This is a genomic window from Mesorhizobium sp. M0615 (assembly GCF_040320805.1).
Taxonomy (GTDB): Bacteria; Pseudomonadota; Alphaproteobacteria; order Rhizobiales; family Rhizobiaceae; genus Mesorhizobium.
Genome location: NZ_JAMYQI010000007.1, coordinates 67,844 through 79,145, shown reverse-complemented (window position 1 = coordinate 79,145; position 11,302 = coordinate 67,844). Strand labels below are relative to the sequence as shown.

Genomic DNA, 11,302 nt, shown 5'->3' with positions numbered 1-11,302 from the left:
TCCGTCAGCCGTTATACGGCTGGAGCTTGGCCTCGACCGGAACCTTCGGGTCGGTGGCGTTCTCGGTCACGACGTAGTCGAGCGGGAATTTGCCGCCTTCCTTGGCCGCCACCCATTGGGTGCCGATGATCGGGCCGGGAGAGACATTGGCGACCGGGCCGCTGGTGAAGTCGACCTTGCCGATCATGGTCTCGGTGTTGAGCGTGCTCAGCGCCTTGGCGACGGCCGCCTTGTCCTTGGCGTCGGTGCTTGCCTTCAGGGCCTCGAAGCCGGCGTCGAGCAGCGACATCGAGGCGCCGAGCTGCTGCGTCCATTGCTTGCCGCTGGCGGCCTCATAACCGTCGGCCAGTTCGGTCCCCGAAACGCCGGTCAGCGGCGACTTGTAGGGGAAGGCCTTGTGCCAGTAAGCGGCGCTCGAAATCTTGTTGCCGAGATCGCCGAGCGCCTCGATGTCGGACGGGAACAGCCCGGTCTTGGCGACCTGGCAGATCTTGATCTGCTTGATCAGGCCTTGCTGTGCAGCCTGACGCCAGAAGGCGGCGAAGTCCGGCGGGATCGGGAAGGAGTTGAAGATCTCGACGCCTTCCTGCTTGAACAGCGCGATCTGCGAGGAATAGTCGGTGGTGCCGGTCTCGTAGGCGCCGGGATCGACGATGGTGAAACCCTGCTTTGCCAGCAACGGCGCCAGATGGGTGCGGATGGCATTGCCGTCTGCGTCGTTGGGGTACATGACGCCGACCTTCTTGTTGGTCTCGATCAGGTTCCATTGCGAGATGTAGGTCCGGAAGAACTCGTCGACGCCGAAGCCGAAATGATAGGTCCATTTGAACGGCGAGGGTTCGCCGGGCTTGGCGCCGCGGCCGAAATACCAGGCCTCCCACGGCATGACGGTGGAGAGGCAAGGCACGCCGGCGGCTTCGCAGGCGTCGGCGACCGGGTTGATCACCTCCGGCGTCGACACCGCCAGCATCAGGTCGACGGCTTGGTTGTTGATGAGGTCCTTGGCGAGCTGGCCGGCGCGCGACGGGTCGGATTGCGTGTCCTGGTCGATGATCTCGACACTGTATTTCTTGCCGCCGATGTCGAGGCCGTTGGCGAGCGCCTTGCGGGCGAGATCGAGCACATAGCCGTCGGTCTGGCCGAAGCCGGCGAGCGGCCCGGTGCGCGGGCTGACAAAGCCGACCTTCAGCGTGTCGGCGGCCTGCGCGAAGGCCTGGCCGCGGCTGAGCGCAAGTGCCGCGCCGCCGGCGAGCGATGTGGCGATGAACTGGCGCCGCGAGACGCCGGATTTGCTTGAGGTCATGCTGGTATTCCTCCCTTTCCTGACGGCACCTGGAGGTCACCGCCGGCCTGCTCAAAATCGATGCCGCCCGTTCTTAAGATCGGAGATCGCCCCGGCAGGCCTTGAGGCGGCAGCGGAACGCCGCCAATGCCGATAACGGCACGATTTCGATCCTCCCATCGTCACAGTGCCCTAGGTGTTTGGTTTGGTAAAATGATATTTTGCGGTGTTTCGTTAACCAACAGGTTATGGAAATACGGCTGAAGGCCCGCTCTGCGCCAGATTGGCGAAAGGTGCTCAGGCGTTCTGGCTGGCCGCCTCGCGAATGGTCTGCAGCAGGATGGTGAAGGCCGGCGAAGGCGCAGTGTCGGTCCGCATCGTCAGGCCGACCGGCCCTTTGGTTTCCTCGGTGTTGACGGGCAAGGCGACGAAGGCGCCGCTGGAGAGTTCGTTGGCGACGACGCCTGTCGATATGATCCAGACCGCGTTGCTTTGGCGCAGGAAGGCACGGCCGAAGGAATCCGAGACGGTCTCGATCTCGGTCGCAGGCGCCGTCATGCCGTTGGTGATGAACAGGCGGTCGACGAACGGGCGGATGACCGATTCCCGCGTCGGCATCAGCACCGGAAATTCATCGAGCCGGGCGAAGATGTCCTGGCCCGGCTGCAGCAGCGGATGGCCGGCCCTCACCACGAACAGCACCGGTTCGGAATAGAGATGCTCGAAGAAGAAGCCGGTCATGTTTTCCGGCGCCGCAAGCCGGCCGACGACGAGATCGAGCGCACCGACGCGCAACTGTTCCAGCAGGACCGCGTTCTCGCCGGTGACGATCTTGATCGCAGCACCGGTATTTTCACTCAGGAACAGGCTTATGGCGCGTGGCATCACCTTGGCCGACACTGTCGGGAGCGCGCCGATGCGGATCGGATGCCGGTTGATGGCGCCGTCCTGGCGGACGGAATCGACGCCGCGCTTCAGTGCCGTGATCGCCGTGCCGGCATGGCCGAGAAAGATTTCGCCAAGCCGTGTCACCCTGATGCCGCGGCCGTCGCGTTCGACGACAGCGATGCCAAGCGCCTCCTCCAATTCGCGCAACGTCTTGGTCACGGCCGGTGGGCTGACATGGAGAAAGTCGGCCGCCCTCGCCACGCTGCCTTGCCGCGCTACCTCAAGGAATGCCTGCAGGTGACGGAACCTTATGCGGCTTTCGGACATGTTCTCATAACCTAGCAGTTAATGAAACGGCGTAAAATATCATTTTACCAAACCAAATGCCTTGTGCAATGTGAACACGGAGGATCGAAATCGTGCCATTCGTCAACATTGGCGGCATCACGCTGCACCATCGCCATATCAAGGCGAAGGGAAATGCGCGGCCGATCGTGTTCATCAATTCGCTGGGCACCGACTTCCGCGTCTGGGACGAGGTGTTGTCCGAACTGGGTGGCGAAATGCCTGTGTTGGTCTACGACAAGCGCGGCCATGGCCTGTCCGACATTGGTGGCGTCAGCTCGATCGACGAGCATGTCGATGATCTGTCGGGCCTGATCGATCATTTCGAACTGAACAATGCGGTGCTGTGCGGCCTGTCGGTGGGCGGCCTGATTGCGCAAGGGTTTTATGCCCGGCGCCCCGAAATCGTCGACGGCCTCATCCTGTGCGACACCGCCCACAAGATCGGCACGGCCGACAGCTGGAACACCCGCATCGAAACGGTCGAAAGCAAAGGTATCCAGGCCATCGCCGATGCCGTGCTCAAAATGTGGTTTACGCCTGCCTTCCACGCGGACCGTGTCGCCGAGCTCGACGGCTACTGGAACATGATGACCCGGCAAGCCGTCGCCGGCTATGTCGGCACCTGCGCCGCGGTGCGCGATGCCGATTTCACCGAGGCCGCGCAGGGGATCGCGGTACCCACGCTTTGCGTCGTTGGCGACCAGGACGGCTCGACGCCGCCGGATCTCGTCCGCTGGCTGGCCGATCTGATCCCAGGCGCACATTTCGAAATCATTCGTGACGCCGCGCACATCCCTTGCGTCGAACAGCCCAAGGCGCTGACCACCCTGATCCGCGATTTCGTCGCGGCGCTTCCCCTGAGAAAGCAGACCCATGGATGAACTGCCCAAAAACGAAACCAGATATCAGACCGGGCTGACCGTCAGGCGCTCGGTGCTCGGCGACCCGCATGTTGATCGCAGCGAGGATGCCGTCACCGATTTCGACCGGCCGTTCCAGGAGCTGATCACCGAGGCAGCCTGGGGCACTGTGTGGGCGCGTCCGGGCTTCAGCAGGCGCGAACGCTCGATCGTGACGCTGGCACTGCTGGCCGCCCTTGGCCATGATGAAGAGGTCGCCATGCATGTGCGCGCCACCGCCAACACCGGTGCGTCGCGCGACGATATCTGCGAAGCGTTCCTGCATGTCGCGATCTATGCCGGCGTGCCGGCCGCCAACCGCGCCTTCAGGATCGCCAAGGAGGTGTTTTCGGAAATGGACGGAAGCAGGGCTGGCCATGCCAGCTGATGCCGGCTCGAACCGCACGCCCGAGAGCGGAGCCTTCTTCCAGCGCGACCGTGGCTGGCATCCGCCGGCGCTGACGCCCGACTACAAGACGTCGGTGTTGCGCTCGCCGCAAAAGGCGCTGCTGGCCTTCGACAACACGGCGTCCGAAATCACCGGTCCGGTGTTCGGCCACGCCATGCTCGGCGAACTCGACAATGACCTGATCCACAACTTCGCCAAGCCCGGCGAGAGCGCAATCGGCGAGCGTATCATCGTCTATGGCCGCGTGCTCGACGAGCGCGGCCAGGGCGTCTCCGGCGCGCTGCTCGAATTCTGGCAGGCCAATTCAGGCGGCCGTTACCGCCACAAGAAGGACGGCTATCTCGCGCCGCTCGATCCGAATTTCGGCGGCTGCGGCCGCACCATCACCGATGCCGATGGCGGCTATGCCTTTCGCACGGTGAAGCCCGGTCCCTATCCCTGGCCGAACGGGCCCAATGACTGGCGGCCATCGCACATCCATTTCTCGGTGTTCGGCCACGGCTTCGCACAGCGGCTGATCACGCAGATGTATTTCGAGGGCGACCCGCTGATCTGGCGGTGCCCGATCGTGCGCGGTATCCGTGACAAGGCGGCCGTTGAGACGCTGGTCGCGGCGCTCGACATGCAGGCGACGATCCCGTTCGACGCGCGCGCCTACAAGTTCGACATCGTGCTGCGCGGGCGCCGCGCCGCGCTGTTCGAAAACCGGCCGGAGGGCAATTGATGGCGCAATCGCTGACCCGGCTGAAGGAGAGCCCGTCGCAGACCGCCGGGCCCTACGTGCATATCGGGCTGACGCCGAATTTCGGTGGTATCGGCGGCGTCTATCCGACAGACCTCGGCGCGACGATGCTCAACGACAAGACCAAGGGCGAGCGCATCGGTTTGCGCATCCGCGTGCTCGACGGCACCGGCACGCCGCTCAGGGATGCCTTGATCGAAATCTGGCAAGCGGATGCCAATGGCTTCTACAATTCGCCGGCCGAATTGCGCGGCGATGCCGATCCGGATTTTCAGGGCTGGGGCCGTCAGCCGACTGACATGGAAACCGGCCTGTGCAGTTTTCAGACGATCAAGCCGGGACGCGTGCCGTATGGCGACGGCCGGCTGATGGCGCCGCATATCAGCCTGTGGATCGTCGCCCGCGGCATCAATATCGGCCTCCACACGCGGCTCTATTTCTCCGACGAGGCCAAGGCCAATGCCGAGGATCCGATCCTGGCCCGCATCGAGCACAAGGTGCGCGTGCCGACGCTGATCGCCGAGCGGCAAGGCGACAACTATATTTTCGACGTCCATCTCCAAGGGGAGAAGGAAACGGTCTTCTTCGACAGCTGACGGTCAGGAAACCAATGACATGACCGTATCGCCCTTCGACCATCCGCTGCTCTCCGGCCTGCTCGGCGACGAGGAGGCGGCTCGGCATTTTTCGGTGGATGCGGAAATCGCCGCCATGCTCGATTTCGAGCGCGCGCTGGCGCAAGCGGAAGCCGAAAGCGGGACTATCGGCACGGATGCCGCCGCGGCGATTGTACCTGTCCTGTTGTCATACAAGCCGGACACCGCGCGGCTGCGGGCCGGTGTGGCGAAGGATGGCGTGATCGTGCCCGAACTGGTGCGCCAGTTGAAGGCAGCGGTCGGGGCGCCGCACGACGCCGGCGTGCATTTCGGCGCAACCAGCCAGGACGTCATCGACACTGGCCTGGTGCTTCGGCTGCGCCGGCTCATTGAACATCTCGACCTGCTGCTGACTGAAAACATTCTGCGGCTGGTGGGGCTGGAAGAACGTTTTGGCAGCCGTGCATTGACAGCGATGACGCGCATGCAGCCGGCGATCCCAATTCAGGCGTCGGACCGCGTGGCGGTGTGGCGCACGCCGCTGCAACGGCATCAGCAGAGACTGTCGGAGCAATCCAAGCGTCTGCTCGTGGTGCAGTTTGGCGGCGCCGCCGGCACGCTGGAGAAGCTGGGCGACAAAGGACCTGCCGTGCGCGCGGCCCTTGCCGCAAAGCTCGGCCTTGGCGACGCGCCGCAATGGCACAGCCAGCGGGATGCGCTGGCCGAATTCGCCGGGCTGCTATCGCTCATCACCGGCAGCCTCGGCAAGTTCGGCCAGGACATTGCGCTGATGGCGCAAGGTGGAACCGACATCAAGCTGTCCGGCGGCGGCGGTTCATCGGCCATGCCGCACAAGCAGAACCCGGTGAAGGCGGAAGTGCTGGTGACGCTGGCGCGCTTCAACGCCACCCAGCTTTCCGGCATGCACCAGGCGCTGGTGCATGAGCAGGAGCGCTCCGGTGCTGCCTGGACGCTGGAATGGCTGCTCTTGCCGCAAATGGCTATAGCGACCGCGGCTGCGCTACGGCTCGCCGCCGAACTCGCCGGACAGATCGAAAGCCTGGGACACTGATGCGCACCCGGATTGTCATTGTCGGCTCCGGACCGTCCGGGCTGCTGCTTGGCCAGCTTCTCGGCACCATTGGCGTCGAGACGGTGATCCTCGAACGTTCGAGCCGGGAGCATGTGCTTGGCCGGGTGCGGGCAGGGGTGCTCGAACAAGGCACCGTCGAGTTGCTTGAAGAGGCGGGCGCAGCTGTAAGGCTGCATGCCGAAGGCCTGCTGCATGCCGGCATCTCGCTTGCCTTCGGCGGCGGCCTGCACCGGCTCGACCTCACGGCACTGACTGGGGGAAAGCATGTCACCGTCTATGGCCAGACCGAAGTGACGCACGATCTGATGGACAAGCGCGAGGCGGCCGGGCTGACCACCGTCTATGAGGCGGCCAACGTCGCGCTGCATGGTTTCGATGGCGAGGCGCCTTACGTCACCTATAGCAAGGACGGCGTCGGCCATCGCATCGACTGCGACTTCATCGCCGGCTGCGATGGCTATCACGGCGTCAGCCGCAAATCGGTGCCTGAGCGGGCGCTGAAAACCTTCGAGCGGACCTATCCCTTCGGCTGGCTCGGCGTGCTGGCCGAAGTGCCGCCGGCCGATCACGAACTGGTCTACGCCAACCATGAGCGGGGCTTTGCGCTATGCTCGATGCGGTCGACGCATCGCAGCCGCTACTATGTGCAGGTCCCCGCTGACGAACAGGTCGAGTCCTGGAGCGACGATCGCTTCTGGGACGAGTTGCGCAGTCGCCTGCCGGAACAGACCGCAGCCGCCGTCGTTACCGGCCCGTCCTTCGAAAAATCGATCGCGCCGCTGCGCTCCTTCGTAGCCGAACCGATGCGCTTCGGCCGGCTGTTCCTGGTCGGCGACGCCGCCCATATCGTGCCGCCGACGGGCGCCAAGGGGCTCAACCTCGCCGCCAGCGACGTGCGCTATCTCTTTGCCGGGCTTCGCGAATTCTATCTGGACAAGTCGCCGGCCGGGCTCGACGCCTATTCAGCCAAAGCGCTGGCTCGGGTGTGGAAGGCGGTGCGCTTCTCCTGGTGGATGACGACGATGCTGCACCGCTTTCCCGATACGGGCGAGTTCGGCCAGCGCATCCAGGAAGCCGAGCTCGACTATCTCGTGCATTCGCAAGCGGCGTCGACCGCGCTGGCGGAGAACTATGTCGGTTTGCCCTATTAAGGGCAGTGCGATCTCAAACCCGTTCGAGCGCCACTGCGATGCCCTGGCCGACGCCGATGCACATGGTGGCGAGCGCATAGCGGGCGCCGCGCTCGCGAAGCTCCAGCGCAGCCGTGCCTGCAATGCGCGCGCCCGACATGCCCAAGGGATGACCAAGCGCGATGGCGCCGCCATTGGGGTTGACGTGCTCCGCATCCTCGGCGATGCCGAGTTGGCGGAGCACGGCGATCCCTTGGGAGGCGAAAGCTTCGTTGAGCTCGATGACATCGAATTGCTGCGGTGTCAGGCCGAGGCGAGCGCAGAGCTTTTGTGTCGCCGGGGCAGGGCCGATGCCCATGATGCGCGGCGCCACGCCGGCGGCAGCGCCGCCGAGGATGCGGGCGATCGGCGTCAGGCCGTGTTTTTGCACAGCCGCTTCGGAGGCGATGATCAGCGCCGCCGCGCCATCGTTGACGCCCGATGCGTTGCCGGCGGTGACCGTGCCACCTTGCCGGAACGGCGTCGGCAATTTGGCCAGCGACTCGACCGTGGTGCCGGCGCGGGGATGCTCATCCTTCGATACGATAATCGCATCGCCCTTTTTCTGCGGGATCGTCACCGGGGTGATCTCTTTCGCCAGCCGGCCATTGGCCTGTGCCGCGACGGCCTTGTCCTGGCTGCGCACGGCAAACGCATCCTGGTCGGCGCGCGACACCTGGAAGTCCTCGGCGACGTTCTCGCCGGTCTCCGGCATGGAATCGACGCCATATTGTTTCTTCATCAGCGGGTTGATGAAGCGCCAGCCAATCGTGGTGTCATGGATCTCGGCATGGCGTGAAAAGGCGGTCTCGGCCTTGGGCATGACGAAGGGCGCGCGGCTCATCGATTCGACGCCGCCGGCGATCATCAACTCGGCTTCGCCCGCCTTGATGGCGCGGGCGGCAATGGTGAGCGCATCCATGCCGGAACCGCAGAGGCGATTGACGGTCGCGCCCGAAACTTCCTTGGGCAACCCGGCCAAGAGCAGCGACATGCGGGCTACATTGCGGTTGTCCTCGCCGGCCTGATTGGCGCAGCCATAGACGACGTCGTCGACAGCCTGCCAGTTGATGCCGGCATTGCGCTCGACCAGCGCCTTCAGCGGGATGGCGCCAAGATCGTCGGCCCGCACCGACGACAGCGAGCCGCCGAAACGGCCGATCGGGGTGCGGATGTAATCGCAGATGAATGCCTCGGTCATGTCATGCGGCCTTTTCTTTTCCGCTTCCCTCATGCGCCGCCTTGGTGCGGGCCTGCAGGTCGCGCAATGTCGTCAGCTCGAGTTCCGTCGGCGCCGGCGTTTCGTCAAGCGCCTCGGCGAACTTTACGATCCAGCCACAGCTGTCCTGCACCTGCTGCCGCGTTGCGCCGGGATGCAACGACACCACGGTGAATTCCTTGCTCACCGGATCTGGCTTCCAGATGGCAAGGTCGGTGATCAGCAGCGTCGGCCCTGATGTCTCGATGCCGAGGCGCTGGCGATGGTCGCCGCCATCGCCATGGCCGAAGGAGGTGAAGAAGTCGATCTTCTCGACCATGCCGCGCTTGGACTGCGCCATGGTGATGTAGATCACCTTCGACGAGGTGGCGATCTCCGGCGCGCCGCCGCCGCCGGGCAGGCGGGTCTTGGGATGCGCATAGTCGCCGATGATAGTGGTGTTGATGTTGCCGAACTTGTCGAGCTGCGCCGCGCCAAGAAAGCCGATGGAGATGCGCCCGCCCTGCAGCCAGTAGCGGAACATCTCCGGCACCGAGACGGTCGTGACGGCGGTGTCGCAAAGTTCGCCGTCACCGATCGACAGCGGCAAAACATCGGGCGCGGTGCCGATGGTGCCGCTTTCATAAATCAGCGTGATGTCGGGCGCATGCGTCAGCCGCGCGACATTGCAGGCGGCCGACGGCGCACCGATGCCGACGAAGCAGACATCGTCGTTTTTCAGGGCTCGGCTGGCGGCAACCGTCATCATCTCATTGGGAGTAAAGCCGCTCATCCCGCGCTCCTCAGATGCTTTACGCGGCCAGCGAAATCGTCCGCCGTGCGTTCGAGGACATTGGCCTGCATCCAGGCCTTGAATTTTTCACGGTCAGCGGCGATGTCGTCCCATTCGAGATAGGCGGCATTGTCGCGCGCATAATAGCCGTGCGTGTACGAGGGATGCGAACCGCCTGATACCACCGAGATCGCAGCGATGGTCCAGCGCGGCAGCACGGTGAGATTGGGATGCAGGTCGTCGAAATTGTCGACGACTTCCTCTACCGTCACCACGGCGCGCTTGGCCGCGAGCACCGCTTCCTTCTGGATGCCGATAATGCCTTCGACCAGAACATTGCCTTTTTTGTCGGCCTTCTGAGCGTGGATGAAGGTCACGTCCGGTCGGATGGAAGGAACGGCGGCAAGCACCTCGCCGGTGAACGGGCAGGTGACCGAGCGGATGTTGGGATTGACTGCCGCCAGCCCGGCGCCGCGATAGCCGCGGAACACCGCGCAAGGCAGGCCGGCAGCTCCCGCCTCGTAGGCGTTGGCCATGCCGGCATGGCTGTGCTCCTCGATCTCGATCGACCGGGGGAAGCCGTTCTCGATGGCGTCGCGGGCGCGGCGCAGCAGGCCGACGCCGGGATTGCCGACATAGGAGAAGATGATCTTCTTGGCCATGCCCATGCCGATCATCTGGTCGTAGATCAGGTCGGGGGTCATGCGGATGAGCGTCAGGTCGCGAAAGCCCTGGCGGATGGCCTCATGCGCCGCCGCCGTCGGGATCAGATGCGTGAAGCCTTCGAAGGCGACCGTATCGCCATCATGCAGGTTCTCAGCCACGGCCTGTTTGAGCGGCAGGAAATTGACCATCGCCAAGAACTCCGAAGTTCAAAAAGTTCGTATTGCGAACATTTGTTTTGTATGAGATATTTTTACATCGCGCCGCCGAGACGAGTCAAGGCGGCGCATTGTCTTGCGGAGGCCGCATGGAGGACGAGGCAACGACACGCGACCATGTCGGCTCGCTGGAGCGCGGCCTTGCAGTCATGGAGATACTGGCCCGGCATCCGGCCGGGATGACGCTGACCGAAATGGCGGAGGAGGCGGGGCTGACCCGCGCCGGCGCGCGTCGCTTCCTGCTGACGCTAACCGCGACCGGCTATGCCACGCAATCCGGCCGGCAGTTTTCGCTATCGCCGCGCCTGCTCACCATCGTGCGCTCCTGGCTCGGCGGCGCCTCGCTGTGGACATTCGCCGCACCCATCATGCGCGACGTGGCCGCCCAGTTCGACGAGGCCTGTAACGCGGCGGTGCTGTCGGGCGAGGAAGTCGTCTATGTCGCGCGCATTCCTGGCCGCCGCATCCTCAGCGTTTCGCTCGATGTCGGCACCAGGCTGCCGGCGCATTGCACCTCGATGGGGCGCGTCCTGCTTGCGGGGCTGGGCGCGGATGAGCTGAAGGCCTTGCTTGCAGAGGCGAGGATCGAACGGCGCACGCCGAAGACGATCACCAGCCGCGCCGCGCTGGCCAAGGCCATCGACGCGGCGAGGGCGGATGGCTTTGCCGTCGTCGATGAAGAGCTGGAACTTGGCCTGCGCTCGATAGCGGTGCCGATCTATGACCGCGCCGGCAAGACCGTGGCGGCGATCAACGTCTCGACGCAGTCGGCGCGGTTCTCCGTCGAGGCGATGGAGCGGGATATCCTGCCAGCGCTGCGGACGGCCAAGCAACGGATTGAGGAATTTTTCTTCGTGTGAGCGCAAGGCTAATCGCCTGAGGGAAGCGCTGCCCCCGCTCTGTCTCGGAGACGCGACGCCCTGCGCGGTTAGCGTCGCCATGCGAACAAACGATGCCCGGGGCACCTGAGCACAACGCATATGCGTGAATCCAAATATATCGTT

At 64.3% G+C, this 11,302-nt stretch carries 12 protein-coding genes; 7 read left to right on the top strand and 5 right to left on the bottom strand.

The genetic code is table 11. The features are described 5' to 3' along the window. Positions 1-4 precede the first annotated feature (4 nt). Together NKI46_RS13735 and pcaQ are read right to left on the bottom strand one after the other, a co-directional pair. Positions 5-1,303 carry an ABC transporter substrate-binding protein gene (locus NKI46_RS13735; protein WP_023739488.1) on the bottom strand — a complete coding sequence of 433 codons (1,299 nt, stop codon included), beginning with the start codon at positions 1,301-1,303 and terminating at the stop codon, positions 5-7. Between the two features lie 276 nt (positions 1,304-1,579). Continuing rightward, entirely contained in the window at positions 1,580-2,497 is a 918-nt protein-coding gene (pcaQ, locus tag NKI46_RS13730) for a pca operon transcription factor PcaQ (RefSeq protein WP_023685275.1), read from the bottom strand. Positions 2,498-2,589: 92 nt separating this feature from the next. Here pcaQ and pcaD point away from each other — a divergent pair, with 92 nt between their 5' ends. Genes pcaD through pobA form a run of 6 tightly spaced genes read left to right on the top strand, consistent with a single transcriptional unit; the run spans position 2,590 to position 7,408 of the window. Beyond that, on the top strand, positions 2,590-3,399 hold the full coding sequence (gene pcaD, locus NKI46_RS13725; protein ID WP_023687922.1) for a 3-oxoadipate enol-lactonase: 810 nt from the start codon (positions 2,590-2,592) through the stop codon (positions 3,397-3,399). Beyond that, positions 3,392-3,805: a 4-carboxymuconolactone decarboxylase gene (gene pcaC, locus NKI46_RS13720; protein WP_023685273.1), complete on the top strand. Its 414-nt coding sequence runs from the start codon at positions 3,392-3,394 to the stop codon at positions 3,803-3,805. Before pcaD ends, pcaC begins: the two co-directional genes overlap by 8 nt. Continuing rightward, positions 3,795-4,550, top strand: coding sequence for a protocatechuate 3,4-dioxygenase subunit beta (gene pcaH, locus NKI46_RS13715; protein ID WP_352746624.1), 756 nt, complete (start codon positions 3,795-3,797; stop codon positions 4,548-4,550). Before pcaC ends, pcaH begins: the two co-directional genes overlap by 11 nt. After that, a complete protein-coding gene (gene pcaG / locus NKI46_RS13710) occupies positions 4,550-5,164 on the top strand; it encodes a protocatechuate 3,4-dioxygenase subunit alpha (protein ID WP_023685271.1) in 615 nt (204 codons plus the stop codon). Before pcaH ends, pcaG begins: the two co-directional genes overlap by 1 nt. A 19-nt stretch (positions 5,165-5,183) precedes the next feature. Then, on the top strand, positions 5,184-6,236 hold the full coding sequence (locus NKI46_RS13705; protein ID WP_352746621.1) for a 3-carboxy-cis,cis-muconate cycloisomerase: 1,053 nt from the start codon (positions 5,184-5,186) through the stop codon (positions 6,234-6,236). Then, complete coding sequence (gene pobA, locus NKI46_RS13700) at positions 6,236-7,408, top strand: 4-hydroxybenzoate 3-monooxygenase (protein WP_352746619.1); 1,173 nt, start codon at positions 6,236-6,238, stop codon at positions 7,406-7,408. The genes NKI46_RS13705 and pobA overlap by 1 nt, the downstream gene beginning before the upstream one ends. Before the next feature lie 13 nt (positions 7,409-7,421). Here the strand turns inward: pobA and pcaF are convergent, their stop codons facing one another. The 3 genes from pcaF to NKI46_RS13685 are packed head-to-tail and all read right to left on the bottom strand — an operon-like array spanning position 7,422 to position 10,271. After that, a complete protein-coding gene (gene pcaF, locus NKI46_RS13695) occupies positions 7,422-8,627 on the bottom strand; it encodes a 3-oxoadipyl-CoA thiolase (protein ID WP_352746617.1) in 1,206 nt (401 codons plus the stop codon). A 1-nt stretch (position 8,628) separates the two neighbouring features. Next, positions 8,629-9,417: a CoA-transferase subunit beta gene (locus tag NKI46_RS13690; RefSeq protein ID WP_352746614.1), complete on the bottom strand. Its 789-nt coding sequence runs from the start codon at positions 9,415-9,417 to the stop codon at positions 8,629-8,631. Next, entirely contained in the window at positions 9,414-10,271 is an 858-nt protein-coding gene (locus NKI46_RS13685; RefSeq protein ID WP_023733153.1) for a CoA transferase subunit A, read from the bottom strand. The genes NKI46_RS13690 and NKI46_RS13685 overlap by 4 nt, the downstream gene beginning before the upstream one ends. Before the next feature lie 116 nt (positions 10,272-10,387). Between NKI46_RS13685 and NKI46_RS13680 the strand changes: the two genes are divergently transcribed. After that, the gene (locus NKI46_RS13680) at positions 10,388-11,158 is read left to right on the top strand and encodes an IclR family transcriptional regulator domain-containing protein (protein WP_023714833.1); all 771 of its coding nucleotides are present in this window, start codon (positions 10,388-10,390) and stop codon (positions 11,156-11,158) included. Positions 11,159-11,302 lie beyond the last annotated feature (144 nt).

Excerpts from the sequence above, each read along its gene's own strand:
- NKI46_RS13735 (WP_023739488.1), bottom strand. The coding sequence starts at position 1,303 with ATGACCTCAAGCAAATCCGGCGTCTCGCGGCGCCAGTTCATCGCCACA.
- pcaQ (WP_023685275.1), bottom strand. The coding sequence starts at position 2,497 with ATGTCCGAAAGCCGCATAAGGTTCCGTCACCTGCAGGCATTCCTTGAG.
- pcaC (WP_023685273.1), top strand. The coding sequence starts at position 3,392 with ATGGATGAACTGCCCAAAAACGAAACCAGATATCAGACCGGGCTGACC.
- pcaH (WP_352746624.1), top strand. The coding sequence starts at position 3,795 with ATGCCAGCTGATGCCGGCTCGAACCGCACGCCCGAGAGCGGAGCCTTC.
- pcaG (WP_023685271.1), top strand. The coding sequence starts at position 4,550 with ATGGCGCAATCGCTGACCCGGCTGAAGGAGAGCCCGTCGCAGACCGCC.
- NKI46_RS13705 (WP_352746621.1), top strand. The coding sequence starts at position 5,184 with ATGACCGTATCGCCCTTCGACCATCCGCTGCTCTCCGGCCTGCTCGGC.
- pobA (WP_352746619.1), top strand. The coding sequence starts at position 6,236 with ATGCGCACCCGGATTGTCATTGTCGGCTCCGGACCGTCCGGGCTGCTG.
- pcaF (WP_352746617.1), bottom strand. The coding sequence starts at position 8,627 with ATGACCGAGGCATTCATCTGCGATTACATCCGCACCCCGATCGGCCGT.
- NKI46_RS13690 (WP_352746614.1), bottom strand. The coding sequence starts at position 9,417 with ATGAGCGGCTTTACTCCCAATGAGATGATGACGGTTGCCGCCAGCCGA.
- NKI46_RS13685 (WP_023733153.1), bottom strand. The coding sequence starts at position 10,271 with ATGGTCAATTTCCTGCCGCTCAAACAGGCCGTGGCTGAGAACCTGCAT.
- NKI46_RS13680 (WP_023714833.1), top strand. The coding sequence starts at position 10,388 with ATGGAGGACGAGGCAACGACACGCGACCATGTCGGCTCGCTGGAGCGC.